A 14,460-nucleotide genomic window follows, 5' to 3' on the forward strand; every position below is an offset into this window, starting at 1 on the left:
GCCGCACGTTCACCGCGCGGCGACGGGCAGCGGCCCGGGTGCCGGGACGGCGTCGAGCACCTCGCGCACGATCTCGTCGGCGCCGCGCCGGCCCAGCTCGGCCTCGGCGGTGAGCACCAGCCGGTGCGCGAGCACCGGGATCGCGACGTCCTTGATGTCGTCCGGGGTGACGTACGCGCGGCCGGCGGTGGCCGCCAGCCCCTGCCCGGCGCGGACCAGCGCGATGCTGCCGCGCGGGCTGGCGCCGAACCGCACGGCCGGGTGACCGCGGGTGGCCGCCGCCAGGCGCGCCGCGTACTCGCACACCCCACGGTCCACGTGGGACGCGCGGACCTCGGCGATCGCCGCCGTCACGGTCGGCAGGTCGACGACCGCGGGCAGGTCGCGCGGGCTCACCCCGGCCGCCTCGCTCATGATCACCAGGACCTCCGAGGCGAGGTCGGGGTAGCCGACGGTCAGCCGCATCAGGAACCGGTCGAGCTGGGCCTCGGGCAGCCGGTAGGTGCCCTCCATCTCGATCGGGTTCTGCGTCGCCACCACGAGGAACGGGCGCGGCACGTCGTGCCCGACGGCGTCGACGGTCACCCGCTGCTCGCTCATCACCTCGAGCAGCGCCGACTGCGTCTTCGGCGTGCCGCGGTTGATCTCGTCGGCGACGACGACGTTCGCGAACACCCCGCCGGGGTGGAAGACGAAGTCCTCGTCCTTCTGCCGGTAGACGGTGACGCCGGTGATGTCACCCGGCATCAGGTCCGGCGTGAACTGGATGCGGTGCCAGGTCCCGCCGACGCTGCGCGCGAGGCACTGCGCCAGCGTCGTCTTGCCGACGCCCGGGACGTCCTCCAGCAGCAGGTGCCCTTCGGCGAACAACGCGGCGACGGTCAGCCGGATCAGCTCCGGCTTGCCGCGCACGACCTGGCTGACGTTGTCGGCGATCGCGCGGTAGACCTCGGCGGCGCGAGTGCTCAAGACGCCCGCCAGACGAGGCGGTTGGAGCTGACCGAGCCGACCGTCACCCACACCGTGTTGCCGACGCCGTAGTAGTAGAACGCGTTCAAGGTCATGGATCCGTTTTCGTCCGTGCTCTTCGTGAGGCCTGGGTTGTCGTAACCGCTGTTGCTCGCGTTCGGCTGGACGTGGTAGCTCGTGTCGGGCTGGAACCCGGTCAGCACGACGTGCATCCACGCGCAGGAGGGGGTGTCCTCCGGCTGGTCGCAGTCTCGCTCATCACCTTGGGGACGGGTCCCGCGACTGATCTTGATCGACGGTTTCGGCGCCGCCCGCGTGAACGTCGTCGACGCCGCCGCGCCCCGCCCGGCGCTGTTCTGCGCCGCGACCTGGACGCGGTAGGTCGCGCCCGCGACCAGGCCCGGAATGGACGCGGAGCGGCCGGCGGTGTCGAGCGAGCCCGCGCCCGAGCCGTCCGACCGAGCCCAGCTCACGTGGTACGCGGTGACGGCGGCGCCGTTCGGGGCCGCGGCCGACCAGCGGACCGCCGCGGTGGACCCGCTGACCGAGGCGGACAGCCCGCCCGGCACGCCCGGCGGCGTCGCGGGCGCGGCGACCACCGGCGGCGAGGCAGGCGGCGCGGGCGGCGCCGGTGGTGTGGTTCGCGAAGGCGGGGCCGCGGGCCGCGTCGAAGCCGGCTTCGGGGGCGCGGGCGGCCGCGGCGGATCCGGCCGCCCGGAGGACGGCGACGGAGGCGGCGGGGTCGGCGTGACCGGCGGCGGTGCGACCGGCGGCGCCTGTTTCGGCGGGTCCGCGACGACCGGGACGTCGGCGGCCGAGCCGTCCGGGTCGACGACCACGACGTGCTTGCCGGCGTCGCCGTCGATGTAGAGCCGCTGGTCCTCGCCTTTGCTGAGCCGCGGGTCGCCCGGCTCGGCCGGGATCGGCGTGACGGCGCGGCCGCGGCCGTCGGCGCCGTAGGTGCGCAGCGTCCGGCCGTGCTTGTCGAGCAGCGCGACGGTGTCGCCGGTAGCGGCCGGGGTCGCGTAGTCGCCCGGCGGGACGTCGACGGTGATCGGCGGGACGCCCGGCCGGTCGCGGGTCAGCGCGGCCGTGTCGACCAAGTGCAGCCGGTTGGCCGAGGGGTCGAAGATCGCGACGCGGCCCTGCGCGTCCGAGCCCGCGACCCGCGCGCCGGGCGGGACGTCGACGCCGAGTGCGACGGCCGGTTCGAGACCGCCCGGACCGACCGCGCTGAACGTGCCGGCCGTGGTGTCGACGAAGACCGGCTTTTCCCCCACCAGGGTGAGGGCGCCGGCGTGCCCGGGCGGCGCCGCGGCGGGGCAGGCGAGCTGATCGGCGGCCTTCGGCAGGTCGCAGACCGAGCCGGTGTCGACGCGGTTGACCCACACCGTGCCGTCCTTCGCGGCCACCGGATCGCCGAGCTTCCCGCCCGCGGGGACGACGGTCATGGTGTCACCGAGCCGCACGACGCTGCCGGCGTCGCGGAAGACGAGGTAGGGCCCGCCGTCGGTTTCGAGCAGCACCGGGTGTTCCCCGGTGACCGGGAGCGGGGTGCTGCCGGTCACCGCGAGGTCGGATTTGCCGAACTGCGTCGCCTGCGACGGCCCGACGACGTACCCGCTGGAATCCCCTTGCACCACGGAATCCCCCGGCGCGAGACCGGGCACGGCGGCCTTCGCGTCGACGCTGCGCGAAGCGCCGTTGACGTGCAGCACGAGCCCGAGCCCGGGGTTGACCACCCAGTGCCCGGACGGCGAAAACGACAGACCGGAGGTCGGGCTCACGGCTCCCGTGAGCGCCAGCGTCACCACCGCGACCCCGCCGATCGCGACCAGCGCCACGGGCAGTCTCGACCGCAAACCCCGGCCGGCCCCCCGCGGCGCGCCACCCTTCACGCCACTTCCCTGCACCCGCTCAGCGTAAGCCATCGGATACAGTCCTGGTCCATTCCGCGTACACCGAGGGGGTCCGGATGGCGGCGAACCGGCCGGTCACGGCGGTGGCCGGGCTGCTGGCCGTGCCGGTGCTGACCGGGCTGCTGACCTTCGCGCTCGCCCGCGCCGCCGAGGACCCGGTGCTGCCCGCGGCCGCGCCGGACGGCCCGCTGACGGTCGTCGGCTCGGTGACGCTGGAGCCGACCACGCCCGTCGCCGGGCAGCCGGTCACCGCCCGCGTGCGCGTCGCGGGCGATCGCTCGGTCCGGCTGCGGACGCTCGTGGTGAAGGTCCGCGACGACCGCGGCGCGTTCCACGACTTCCCGGCCCGCCCGGACTTCCCGCTGACGCCGTCGGCGGCCGATTTTGTGGTCACGACGGCGTTTCCGGCGCCCGGCCGCTACTTCGCCTACCTGGCCTACGACACCGGCGACGGCCCGCTGAGCCTGCCGCCGTGGGCGCCGTTCACGGTGCGCTGAGCGGCAGCACCAGCTCGAAGATCGCGCCGCCCTGTTCGGCGTTGTAGACGCGCAGCTCGCCGCCGTGGGCCTGGGCGACCCACCGCACGATCGACAGCCCGAGCCCGCTCGACGAGCCCTCGCCGGTGAACTGCTCGAACGCCGCTTCCGCGCGGGCCGCGTCGACGCCGGGGCCGTGGTCGGCGACGGTGACCCGGCCGCCCGCCACGGTGATGTGCACGACCGCCCGCGCGCCGGGTTCGTGGCCGTAGCGCAGGGCGTTGTCGAGCAGGTTCGCGATGGCCCGCTGCACGAGCACCGGGTCGGCGTCGATCTCGGTGGGGGCCGCGGTGAGCGTGACTTCGCCGCCCTCGGCCGGGGTTTCGCGGACGACGCCGGCGACGAGCTCGTCGAGCCGGACGCGCCGGACGGCGAGCTGGTCGGCGCCCGCCGACAGCCGGGCGCGGACGAGCAGGCCGTCGATGATCTCGCCCATCCGCCCGGCCAGCCGCACGGTGCGCGGCAGCAGGTCGGCGCTGTGCGCGGGGTTGCGCAACGCCGTCTCGGCCAGCGCGCGCAGCGCCGCGACCGGCGTCCGCAGGTCGTGCGCGGTCTCGGCGATGAGGATTTCCTGCTGCGCCAGGGCTTTCGTGGCCGGCCGCAACGCCCGCCCGGCGATCAGGTACCCCGCGACCCCGGCGACGCCGACGAGCAGCACGCACCCGCCGATCAGCAGCAGCACGCGCTCGTCGTGCGCGTCGGCCGGCTCCTGGGCGTCGAGGGTGGCCACGACCGCGCCGACGTACCGGCCGCCCGGCTCGAGGAACGGCTGCGCGCACACCCGGACCAGCCCGTCGCCGCCCTGGACCGTGCCGCTCAGCAGCGTGCCGGACTCGGTGGCCTGGCGCGCGAGCCCGGTCAGCGTCGCGTTGTCGACCGCGACGCAGGTGCGGGCCGACTGGTAGCCGGTGAACCGGACGTCGGCGCCGGGCAGCACGGCGAACTGCGGGCAGCCGGCGTTCATCGGGTCGCGTGCGACGTCGGCGGTGACGATCGCGCCGTCGTAGTGGATCAGCCGGGTGACGGTCGAGGTGACGCGCTGGAGCTGGGCGTCCAGGGCGAGGTCGCGGCTGCGGCCGTCGTCGCGGACCAGCAGCCAGCAGTAGAGGATCAAGCCGACCGCGTTGAGGCCGGTGAACAGCCAGACGAGCAGCCAGCGCAGGCGGCGCAGCCGGGCCGCGGACGTCGCGCTCACGCCGGCGCCCCGAGCCGGTAGCCGAGCCCGCGGACGGCGTGCACGAGGTCCGGCTCGCCGAGCTTGCGGCGGATCCGGCGGATGACGACGTCGACGACGTTGGACATCGGGTCGGCCGCGGTGTCCCAGCAGTGTTCGACCAGGTCGGCGCGGGCGACGGCCCGGCCGGGCCGCGAGATCAGGAACTCCAGGACGGCGAACTCGCGGGCGCTCAACGCCAGCGGCGCGCCACCGCGGCGGGCTTCGTGGCGGGCGGTGTCGACCTCGAGGTCGGCCACCCGCAGCACCGGCGGCCGGGTGGCCGGACGGCGGCAGAGCGCGTGCACCCGGGCGGTCAGCTCGGCGACCGCGAACGGCTTGCCGAGGTAGTCGTCGGCGCCGCTCTCGAACCCGGCGACGCGGTCCGCGACCCCGGCGTGGCCGGTCAGGAACAGCACCGGGACCGTCCAGCCGGTTCGCCGTCGCTCGGCGACGTAGCCGAGCGAATCGCCGTCGGGCAGCTTCCGGTCGAACACCGCGCAGTCGTAGGCGTCGCGGGCGAACGCCGTGTCGGCGCTCGCGACGTCGCCGGCCTCGTCGACGTCGAACCCGGCCGCCCGCAGCTCGACCGCGACGGCCGTGCGCAGGTCCTCGTCGTCCTCCACCACCAGCACCCGGCTCACCGGCCGATCATGTCATCGAAACCTCATGCGGGCCGCGGCACGGTGGTGGCACAACGGGCCGGACGGCCCGGACCGCGAGGGGGAAACGGTGCTCTTCCAGGTGCTGGGGCCGGTGACGGCGCGTGGCCGCGACGGCGCGGCGCTCGAGCTCGGGCCGGGCAAGCCGGTCACCGTGCTGGCGACGCTGCTGCGGCACGCGGGCGCCTGGGTGAGCGTCGACGAGCTGGTGGACGCGACCTGGGCGGACCGCCGCCCGCCCGCGTCGGCCGAGGCCAACCTCAAGACCTACATCTGGCGCCTGCGGCGGGTCCTGCCGGCGCCGGGGGACGGCGGGCGCATCGAGCACCGGCCCGGTGCCTACCGGATCCGCGTCGAGCCCGGGGAGCTCGACGCGGACCTGGCCGCCGACCTGGCCGCGCGGGCGGGAGCCGCGCTGGCCGAGGGGGAGTACGAGACCGCCGCCGCGCTGGCGGGACGGGGGCTCGTGCTGTGGCGCGGCCGGCCGTTCGAGGGGGTGGCCGGGAAGCCGCCGGCCGCGGCGGCGGTCCGGCTCGGCGAGCTGCGCTGGGAGCTGCGGGAGCTGCTGGCCCGCGCCCGGCAAGCGGCCGGGCGCGCGGGTGAAGCCGTTGTGCTGCTTCGGGAACTGGTCACCGAGGACCCGCTGCGCGAAGGCGCCTGGACGCTCCTGGTCGACGCGCTCACGGCGGCCGGCCGCCGGGGTGAGGCGCTGTCCGCGTACTGCGACGCGCGGCGGGTGCTGGCCGCGGAACTCGGCGTCGAACCCGGCGCCGGCCTCGCCGCGGCCTACCGGCGGGCGCTGTCCGGGCCCGCTCCGGCACGTCGCGAACTCCCCCGCGACGTCCCCGGCTTCACCGGCCGCGACACCGAACTCGCGCTGCTGCGGGACGCGCCCGAGCCGGTCGTGCTGCTCGAAGGCATGCCAGGGGTGGGGAAATCCGCGCTGGCCGTGCGGCTCGCGCACGAGCTGGCCGAGCGGTTCCCGGACGGCCAGTTCCACGTCGAGCTGGGTGCCGACGGCGATCCCGGCGCGGTGCTCGCCCGGCTGCTGCGCGCGATCGGCGTCGACGCTCTTCCCGCCGACTTGGGCGAACGCGCGGCGCTCTGGCGGTCCGAGATCGCCGGCCGCCGGATCCTGCTGGTCCTCGACGACGCCGTCAGCGCGCGCCAGATCGCGCCGCTGCTGCCGGGCGCGGGCCCGGCCCGGACGCTGATCACGACCCGCGACGGCGGCTGGCACGTCCCCGGCGCGCGTCGGCTGACCCTGGCACCGCTGGACGACGAAGCCGCCGCGGCCCTGGTCCACGCGTGCGCGGGCGACGCCCGGCCGCTGGGCGAACTGCTCGCTTTCTGCGGCGGGCTACCGGATCTGCTGCGCGCGGCCGGCGACCGGCTCGCCGCGCGGCCGCACTGGCGGATCGCCGACGTCGTCGCGTGGCTCGCGGCGGAGGTCGCCCCGGCCCGGCTCGACGCGTCCCTGCAGCGGCTCGCCCCGGCCGAGCGGACGGCGTTCCGCGCGTTCGCCGGGCTGCCGCGCGAGGTCGGCGTCCCGCTGGTCGCGCGGCGGCTGCGGGTGGGCCAGACCGAGGCGCGGCGGCTGCTGGAACGGCTGGTCGACGTCCACCTGCTCACCGCGCCCGGCCCCGGGCGGTACCGGGCGCGGGTTTCCCGGCCGGGTGACCAAGGGGTGCACGTGGCATGACCCGGCTAGGCTCGGTGCCCGTGCGGGTACTGGTCACCGAGGACGACGAGGACATCCGCCTCGCCGTCGAGCTGGCGTTGCGCGACGCCGGGTTCGCCGTCGACACGGCGCCCGACCTGGCGACCGCGGACGAAGCGTTGTTCGTCAATTCCTACGACTGCGCGGTGTTCGACCGGAAACTGCCGGACGGTGATTCCCTCGGCTTTGTCCGGGGCCACCGGAAATCCGGCTGGACGGTTCCCGTGCTGTTCTTGACCGGGCACGACAGCGTCGCCGATCGCGTCGCCGGGCTGGCCGAAGGCGACGATTACCTCGGCAAGCCGTTCGCCGTCGCCGAGCTGATCGCGCGGGTGCGGAACCTGTGCCGCCGGGCCGTCCCGTCTGGGCCCGAAGTCCTGCGCCACGGCGACCTTTCTATGGACGTCTCCCGGCACGAAGTCCACCGTTTCGGTGTGCTCGTTTCCTTGACGGCCAAGGAGTTCGCCGTGGTGCGGCGGTTGCTGGAGGCGGCCGGGAGCACGGTCACGCGGCGCGAACTGGAGGCGGCGGCGTGGGACGAACTGGTCGCGCCGACGTCCAACGTGCTCGACGTCGTGATCGCGCAGTTGCGGCGCAAGCTCGGGCCGCCACCGATCGTGCGGACCGTGCGCGGAACGGGTTTCTCGCTTTCCTGATGTATTGGCGCTGTATCGCGGTTGGACGGCGATCGCGCACCATTTCCGGGTAGGACTTTCTTCGATTCCCGGGAGCACTGTGATGAGCAAACCGAACCGGATCGGCCGGGCGGCGGTCTACGGCGTCGCGGGCCTGGCGACGGCCGCGATCGGCGCCACCGCGGCGAACGCCATGGCCGCCGAGAGCGACACCGTGGCGGCTCCGCAGGCCGCGGCGGCCCAGGCCCCGATGACGCAGGCACCTGCCGTTTCGCCGCACGCGTCTCCGGCCGTGAAGACACCGGCGGTGAAGACACCGGCTGCGCACCCGGCACCGGCCGTCAAGGCCCCCGAGGTGAAGGCGCCGACCGTCAAGGCTCCTGAGGTGAAGGCGCCCACGGTCAAGGCCCCCGAAGCCAAGCCCGTCTCGAAACCCGCCTCAAAGCCTGTCGTGAAGCAGGCCGCTTCGACGCAGAAGGCCGCGCCGAAGGTGCACGTCGCCGCCCCGGCCGCTCACCAGGTCACCGGCGTGCGGCACCACGCGGTGAAGCCCGCGACGCGGCACACGGCTCAGCACACGAAGGCGGCGCCGCAGAAGAAGTTCGTCGTGCGGGCCGCGACCCGGCCGAGCGTCGCCCAGGCCGAGCAGCGCGTCAAGGACCTGCAGGCCGAGCTGACGCGGGCGCGGGCCGATCTCGCGACCCTGAAGGCGGGGCAGCAACGGGACATCGGGCCGTGCAAGACCGTCCGGAAGGTGTCGGCGGACGGGCACAGCGCGTCGACGGCTTCGGTGTGCGGCAACGGCACCGTGAAGGTGGGCTGACGTGGGCGCCACCGTCGCCGAGCGGCCGCGGCTGTCGCTGCAGTCCGCGCTGGTCCGCACCGGCCTGCTGCGGCGGCCGGTCGCGCCGCGCTACATCGTCGTGCCCGCGCAGGTCTGGCTGGGCCAGCGGGCGGCCACGCCGGAGGACGACGAACACGCGTCCGACGCGGTGCCCGCGGAGGAGTACTACTACCAGCACCCGGTCCGGACGCCGATGGGCCAGGCCGCGGCGAGCACGGCCGGCGGCGTGCTGGCCGCGATCGCGGCCGGTGTCCTGCCGGGGATGCTGATCGGCGCGCCGGGCGGGATCGTCGCCGGCGTCGCGGCCGGGCTGTTCGGCGGGCTGATGGGCCGCGAACTGGCCGGCGAGCTGTACGAACGCCGTCACGAAGCCTGAGGGGGGCGGGTGCCGATCGGCACCCGCCCCGGTTGTTCCTCAGCCCGCGACAGCGGAGACGAAGTCCTTGAAGACGTCGCTGGTGAGCACGCCGTCCTCGATGGCCTGCGGATCGACCTCCATGTCGAGGCCCAGCGAGCCGCCGACCAGCGGTGAGAAGCCGGCCTTGACGTGCACGCGGTACTTCCCGTCCTCACCCTTGCCCAGCGTGGCCTCGGCGGTGACGCCCGGGCCGATCATCAGCTCGGGCTGCGCGGACACGGTGACCGGGCCGGGGCCGCTCGACACCTCGGGCAGCTTCACGTCGAGCCCGGCCTTGGCTTCGGCTTTGGCACCGACGCCGTCCTTGCCGACCTCGACGCCGCCTTCCGCCTTGGCCGTCAGCGCGTATTCGCCGTTCTGGATCCCGCCGTCGAGGGCGGACCAGGTGCCGTGGTCGAAGTCGTAGTGCGCCTCGGCGTGGACGATCCCGCCCTTCTTGTCCGGGCCCGTCACCTCGGCCCCGCTGTCCGTCCCCTGCGACTGGACCTTCACGCCGAGCTGGTCGAGCCGGTCCATCGCGTCCTGCACGTAACGGCGGAGAATGCCCTGGGTGCGCAGGCAATCCCCTTGCGTGCAGGCGGGCGTGATCGGGATCGGGTCCTCGGGGTAGGGATCACCGGCGTTCGGCTGCGGCCACGGGTCGTCGCCGTCGTCGGCCTTGTGGCGGTAGTCGGCGGGGATGGCGTCCTGCTTGCGGACCTGGCGGTAGTCGGGCTTCTTCTGCTGCTTTTCCTGCTTCTGCTCGGGCTGCTTCTCCTGCTTGGGCTGCTTTTCCTGCTTGTCTTTCTTCTGCTGCTTGTCGCGGTCCTGGTTCCTGTCGTCGTCCCGGTTCTTCTTCTCGGACCGGTCCTGGTTGTCGTCGCGGTCCTTCCGATCGTCGCTGTCCCGCTGCTTCGGCTGGTCCTCGTTGTCCTGGTTCTTCTTGTTGTCGTCCTGCTGCTTGCGCGGCTTGTCCTCTTGCCCGGAGTCCTCACGCGGCTTCGGCTTCTCCGGCTTCGGCGCGGGCTTCTCCGGCTTCGGCTTCGGCTGCTTGGGCGTCTGCTGCTTGGAGGCGGGATCCTTCTTCTGCGCCGGCGGTGGGTTCACCGGCTGGTTCTTGGTCTCGGCGTCGAGCTTCCGCAGCGGGCCGTCGTCGCGCAGCGCCCCGCCGGGGCCGCTGGGAACCAGCTTCCCACCCACACCCCCACCAATAATCGTGCACGCGCACGGGTTCGGCGTCGGCTTCGCCTCGGCCGCGCCCGCGCTGAGCAGCCCGAACCCGAGGGCGACGAAGCCGCCGGAAGCCGTGTAGAGCAGCGCCCGGCGTGCGCTCATCGGTGCACCACCGTCGAAGACGACCACGACGACGGCCCACTGTCCGAAGTGGACGTCGACGTCACGGACTTGTGTTCGTGGGCGGCGATCTTCTTCGCGATGGCGGGCGAGAACCCGGCCTGCTCCAGCAGTTTCTGGTCGGAGTCGCGCGTCGGCTTCGCGGGCGACTTCCGGTGCTGGGTGTGGTGCTTGACGTCCGCGAGGTGGGCCTCGGCCTTGGAGAGGTGGTCCTTCGCCTGGTGCAGCGCCTGATCGGCGGCGTCGACGGCCTTCTTCGCCGCCCCGACCTCGGCGGTCGCCTGGTCGAGCGCGGACGGCGCGGCCGGCTTCGGCGGCGGCACGGGCTTCGGCAGCGCCACGGGCTTGGCGACGAGGTGCGGCAGCGAGATGTGGTTGGCCTGCCCGGGCTGCACGGTCTGATGCTTCACGACCTGCCGCTTCTGGTGGGAACCCGGCTTGGCCTGGCTGTGCTTGGCCGGAGCGTGCTTTGCGGGCTGGGCGACCTTCTGCGCGACCTTCGCGGCCGGCGCCGCGAGGGGCGCGACCTTGACGGGCGCGACGGCGGCCGGAGCGACGGCGGGCCGCCCGGTGGCCGCGGCGACCGGCGTCACGTCATCGGAGGCGAAGGCCCCGGCGGCGGTGGCCCCGACCGCGGCGGTAGCGAGCCCGGCGACGCCGTACACGGCCGCGCGGCCCACCTTGCTGGATGTTGTCATGCTGCTCTCCCCGTACGGATGACCTCGCGGAATGCGGGTTTCCGTGCAGCGTGGGCGGGGAGGATCCAGGGCGGGTACACCCGGCGTACATCGGGGTTTCAGGCGCGCCGGAGCCCGTCGACGAGCACGCCGACCATGCGCTGGTTGTACTCGATACCCTCGCCGAGCACGGGCTGGCACAGCAGCGCGATGGCGTGCATCAGGTCCTTCGCGCTGACGTCGGCGCGGATCCCGCCGGTCGCGACCGCGGCGTCGAGCAGCGCCGCGAGCACGGGCTCGAGCCGTTGCATGAAGTAGCCGGGCAGGCCGTCGAAGGCCGGGTCCCCGGAGTGCAGGGCCGTCGCGAGGCCGCGCTTGGTCCCGACGAACGCGGTGTACTGGCGAAGCCACTCCACGAGCGCCACCTGTGGTTCGTGCTCGGCACTGAGCGCCGGACCGGCGACGGCGCAGGTGTCGATCCCCCGGTGCAGCACGGCCACGACCAGGTCAGCGCGCTGCGGGAAGTGCCGGTAGAGCGTCCCGACGCCGACCCCGGCCAGGTCGGTGATCTCCTTCGCGGGAGCGTCCACGCCGGAGGTGGCGAAGACGTTTTTCGCGGCTTCGAGCAGGGCGTCGACGTTGCGCTGGGCATCGGCGCGCAGCTTGCGCGGTTGCATAACCGGAAAGCCTTTCCGTATAGTAGCGGAAGAGCTTTCCGCTTACGCCTCCGAGACTACCCCCAGGAGCCACCCCTCATGCAGTACCGCACCCTCGGCCGCACCGGCATCAAGGTCAGCCCGTACGCACTGGGCACCCTGATGTTCGCGACGTCCATCGGCAACCCCGACCCCGAGGACTCGATCCGCGTCATCCACAAGGCCCTGGACGCGGGCATCAACTTCGTAGACACGGCCGACGCCTACGGCGACGTCGAAGACGTAGTGGGCAAGGCCCTGAAGGGCCGCCGCGACAACGTAGTCCTAGCTACAAAGTTCAGCCGCCCGACGGGCGAAGACCCCAACCACCAGGGCACGTCAAGGCGCTGGATCATGACCGCAGTAGAGACTTCGTTGCGCCGCCTGCAGACGGACCACATAGACCTGTACCAGATCCACCGCCCCGACCCGTCGACGGACATCGAGGAAACGCTCTCGGCCCTGAACGACCTGATCCACAGCGGCAAGGTCCGCGCAATCGGCACGTCGGCCATGCCGGTATCGGACCTCATCGAGGCCCAGTGGACGGCCACCCGCCGCAACTTCGAGCGCTTCCACACGGAGCAGCCGCCGTATTCGATCCTGAGCCGAGGAATCGAACGCGAAGTCCTCCCGACCACACGACGCCACGGAATGGGCACCCTGGTCTGGGGCCCACTGGGCCAGGGAATGCTCACAGGCCGAGTCCGCCGAGACGGCGCGAACGACCTCCGCCGAGCGGGCATGCTGAAGCACCTGAACGACTCGCGTCGCATCGACGTCGTGGAGCAACTGATCCCGCTAGCAGCTTCGGCCGGCCTACCGCTGACCCACCTGGCGATGGCGTTCGCAATCTCCCACCCGGGCGTGACAAGCGCAATCATCGGCCCGCGAACGATGGCCCACCTGGACGACCTGCTGGCCGGCATGGAGGTCACCCTGTCGGACGAGGTCTTGGACCGAATCGACGAGATAGTCCCCCCGGGCACGAACGTAAGCGCACTGGACCAGGACTTCGTACCGCGGGCGCTACAGGAGATCCCCCTCCGTCGACGCCCGATGAGCGAACGCTCAGCCGCCTGATCGCACAGTGCCCCCGACGGGGTTCGAACCCGCACTGGGTCGATTTTAAGTCGACTGCCTCTGCCAGTTGGGCTACGGGGGCACCGCACACTCTAGGCGATCCCCGCCCTCGCAAGCCACGAGGCCGGACGGGGGTGTCCCCGGCCGGCCTCGTGTCTACTGTGGACCTAGTGGCTCAGTTCAGCGTCCAGGACTGGTTGGCGCTGCCCGTGCACGTCCAGATCTGCAGCAGGGTGCCGTCCGCGGAGCTGGGGCCCGTGGCGTCCAGGCACTTGCCCGAAGCCGGGTTGACCAGCTGGTTGCCCGTGTGGGTCCACTGCTGGGCGCCCGTTCCGTTGCAGTCGTACAGCTGGACCTTCGCGCCGTTCGCCGTGCTCGCCGCGTTCACGTCCAGGCACTTGCCCAGCGCTCGGAGCGTGCCCGAGGTCGACGTCCACTTCTGGGCCGTCGTGCCGTTGCACGTGTACAAGTCCACCGCCGTGCCGTTGGACGAGGAGGCGCCCGCGACGTCCACGCACTTGCCGCCGTAGCCGGTGATCGTGCCGCTGCCCGCGGGCGGCGGAGTGGTCGTGCCGCCGCCGGTGATCGCGTTGAAGATCCTCGAGTACGCGTAGCCCGTCGCGCGGTCGTAGTCCTGGAGCTCCCAGAACGACAGCTCCGCGACGCCGTTCTGGGCGGCGAACGTCTCCAGCTGCTGCGCGTCGGACTGGCTGAACTGCGCGCCGTCGTCGTTGCGGCCGGCGATCGGGGTCAGGCCCATCATCGCGTAGGCCGCCGACGTCGAGATGCCGTACAGGCTCGCCAGCTGCGACGCGCTGGCGCGGGCCGCGGACAGGGCGTCGCCCAGCACCGGCTGGCCGTCGTAGAAGTCCATCACCATCAGGTTGACGACGCTGACCTTGACGCCCTTGTTCTTGGCGTCGCGCAGCAGGTCCAGCTCGTTGCCCGGGATGCCCGACGGGTCGACGGCCAGGGTGTAGTCGACCTGGACGGCGCCATTTTGCTGCTGCAGCGCGGCCAGCGCGGAGTTGCGGCGCTGGTTCGAGCCCGTGTCGCCGAGGACGTCGCCCTCGATGTCGAAGTCCAGGCGGTTCGTGCCGTAGCTGTTGACCACGTTCGCGTACGCCGCGGTCAGGCTGGCGGTGTTCGTGCAGGTCTGGGCCAGTTCGCCGCCCTCCGCGCCGCCGAACGACGGGATGACGTTGCCGCCCGCGGCCTGCAGCGCGCTGATCTGGGACTTGAACGAGCCGACGCCGGTGCCGTTCGCTTCCCAGACCGGCGTGCAGCCGGACTGCGGGGTGAGGAACGCGAGCGTGAAGAACTTGGTGCCGGTGGCGCTCATGTCGGCGGACATCTGGCCGGCGTCGGAGTCGCTGATCTGCAGGTAGGGGGCCGCGTAGTGGGCCGGGAAGGCCGGGCCGGCCGCGGCCGCGGTGCCGGGCACGCCGGCGATGACGGCGACGCTCAGCACGGCGGGCAACGCCGCGACGAGTGCCGCTCGGGTTTTGGAAAAGCGCATGAAAGCTCCTGGGACCGTGGGGACGGGCGGTGCGGAGTCGATCCGACGACCGTCGGCGAGGGGGAGGTTCGCCGACTTATTCTTCGTTGTGAAGAAAGGGATACCCGCTCAACGACCCAGTTGTCCAGACCATGTCGCTCACCGGCACACAGTCGGTCATTCCCTGGCAACTGCCCCAAAAGGCCCTTAACAGGCAGCAAAAGAGCCCCCGCCCGCCGAAGCGGACAGGGGCTCTTCC

At 73.0% G+C, this 14,460-nt stretch carries 14 protein-coding genes and 1 tRNA gene; 6 read left to right on the plus strand and 9 right to left on the minus strand.

The genetic code is table 11. The features are described from left to right. Positions 1-9 precede the first annotated feature (9 nt). Both OHS58_RS30640 and OHS58_RS30645 read right to left on the minus strand, forming a co-directional pair. The gene (locus tag OHS58_RS30640) at positions 10-969 is read right to left on the minus strand and encodes an AAA family ATPase (RefSeq protein WP_326944407.1); all 960 of its coding nucleotides are present in this window, start codon (positions 967-969) and stop codon (positions 10-12) included. After that, positions 966-2,813 carry a fibronectin type III domain-containing protein gene (locus OHS58_RS30645; RefSeq protein WP_328644826.1) on the minus strand — a complete coding sequence of 616 codons (1,848 nt, stop codon included), beginning with the start codon at positions 2,811-2,813 and terminating at the stop codon, positions 966-968. The genes OHS58_RS30640 and OHS58_RS30645 overlap by 4 nt, the downstream gene beginning before the upstream one ends. A 131-nt stretch (positions 2,814-2,944) precedes the next feature. Between OHS58_RS30645 and OHS58_RS30650 the strand changes: the two genes are divergently transcribed. Further along, complete coding sequence (locus tag OHS58_RS30650) at positions 2,945-3,385, plus strand: hypothetical protein (RefSeq protein ID WP_328644827.1); 441 nt, start codon at positions 2,945-2,947, stop codon at positions 3,383-3,385. On the opposite strand, the gene OHS58_RS30655 is transcribed toward OHS58_RS30650, so the two are convergent. After that, on the minus strand, positions 3,372-4,619 hold the full coding sequence (locus tag OHS58_RS30655; protein WP_326944410.1) for a sensor histidine kinase: 1,248 nt from the start codon (positions 4,617-4,619) through the stop codon (positions 3,372-3,374). The genes OHS58_RS30650 and OHS58_RS30655 overlap by 14 nt on opposite strands. Then, entirely contained in the window at positions 4,616-5,281 is a 666-nt protein-coding gene (locus tag OHS58_RS30660; RefSeq protein ID WP_328644828.1) for a response regulator transcription factor, read from the minus strand. Before OHS58_RS30660 ends, OHS58_RS30655 begins: the two co-directional genes overlap by 4 nt. A 25-nt stretch (positions 5,282-5,306) precedes the next feature. Between OHS58_RS30660 and OHS58_RS30665 the strand changes: the two genes are divergently transcribed. The 4 genes from OHS58_RS30665 to OHS58_RS30680 all read left to right on the plus strand — a co-directional run bounded on the left by OHS58_RS30665 (position 5,307) and on the right by OHS58_RS30680 (position 8,874). After that, the gene (locus tag OHS58_RS30665; protein WP_328644829.1) at positions 5,307-7,001 is read left to right on the plus strand and encodes an AfsR/SARP family transcriptional regulator; all 1,695 of its coding nucleotides are present in this window, start codon (positions 5,307-5,309) and stop codon (positions 6,999-7,001) included. Next, complete coding sequence (locus OHS58_RS30670) at positions 6,998-7,675, plus strand: winged helix-turn-helix domain-containing protein (protein ID WP_328644830.1); 678 nt, start codon at positions 6,998-7,000, stop codon at positions 7,673-7,675. The genes OHS58_RS30665 and OHS58_RS30670 overlap by 4 nt, the downstream gene beginning before the upstream one ends. Before the next feature lie 82 nt (positions 7,676-7,757). After that, positions 7,758-8,477: a hypothetical protein gene (locus OHS58_RS30675; RefSeq protein WP_328644831.1), complete on the plus strand. Its 720-nt coding sequence runs from the start codon at positions 7,758-7,760 to the stop codon at positions 8,475-8,477. A 1-nt stretch (position 8,478) separates the two neighbouring features. Further along, a complete protein-coding gene (locus OHS58_RS30680; RefSeq protein ID WP_247057818.1) occupies positions 8,479-8,874 on the plus strand; it encodes a hypothetical protein in 396 nt (131 codons plus the stop codon). 39 nt (positions 8,875-8,913) lie between these two features. Here OHS58_RS30680 and OHS58_RS30685 read toward each other — a convergent pair whose 3' ends face one another. The 3 genes from OHS58_RS30685 to OHS58_RS30695 form a co-directional block, all read right to left on the minus strand. Continuing rightward, positions 8,914-10,230: a hypothetical protein gene (locus OHS58_RS30685; RefSeq protein ID WP_328644832.1), complete on the minus strand. Its 1,317-nt coding sequence runs from the start codon at positions 10,228-10,230 to the stop codon at positions 8,914-8,916. Then, positions 10,227-10,946 (minus strand): hypothetical protein, encoded by a 720-nt coding sequence (locus tag OHS58_RS30690; RefSeq protein WP_328644833.1) that lies wholly within the window; start codon positions 10,944-10,946, stop codon positions 10,227-10,229. The genes OHS58_RS30685 and OHS58_RS30690 overlap by 4 nt, the downstream gene beginning before the upstream one ends. A 98-nt stretch (positions 10,947-11,044) precedes the next feature. Next, complete coding sequence (locus OHS58_RS30695) at positions 11,045-11,602, minus strand: TetR/AcrR family transcriptional regulator (protein WP_328644834.1); 558 nt, start codon at positions 11,600-11,602, stop codon at positions 11,045-11,047. Positions 11,603-11,680: 78 nt separating this feature from the next. Here OHS58_RS30695 and OHS58_RS30700 point away from each other — a divergent pair, with 78 nt between their 5' ends. Further along, positions 11,681-12,703, plus strand: coding sequence for an aldo/keto reductase (locus tag OHS58_RS30700; RefSeq protein ID WP_328644835.1), 1,023 nt, complete (start codon positions 11,681-11,683; stop codon positions 12,701-12,703). A gap of 8 nt (positions 12,704-12,711) precedes the next feature. Here the strand turns inward: OHS58_RS30700 and OHS58_RS30705 are convergent. Together OHS58_RS30705 and OHS58_RS30710 are read right to left on the minus strand one after the other, a co-directional pair. Beyond that, positions 12,712-12,785, minus strand: a tRNA-Leu gene (locus OHS58_RS30705). Between the two features lie 93 nt (positions 12,786-12,878). Next, a complete protein-coding gene (locus tag OHS58_RS30710) occupies positions 12,879-14,222 on the minus strand; it encodes a ricin-type beta-trefoil lectin domain protein (protein ID WP_328644836.1) in 1,344 nt (447 codons plus the stop codon). Between the last annotated feature and the right edge of the window lie 238 nt (positions 14,223-14,460).

It is taken from the genome of Amycolatopsis sp. NBC_00348, from assembly GCF_036114655.1.
In the GTDB taxonomy this organism is placed as follows: domain Bacteria; phylum Actinomycetota; class Actinomycetes; order Mycobacteriales; family Pseudonocardiaceae; genus Amycolatopsis.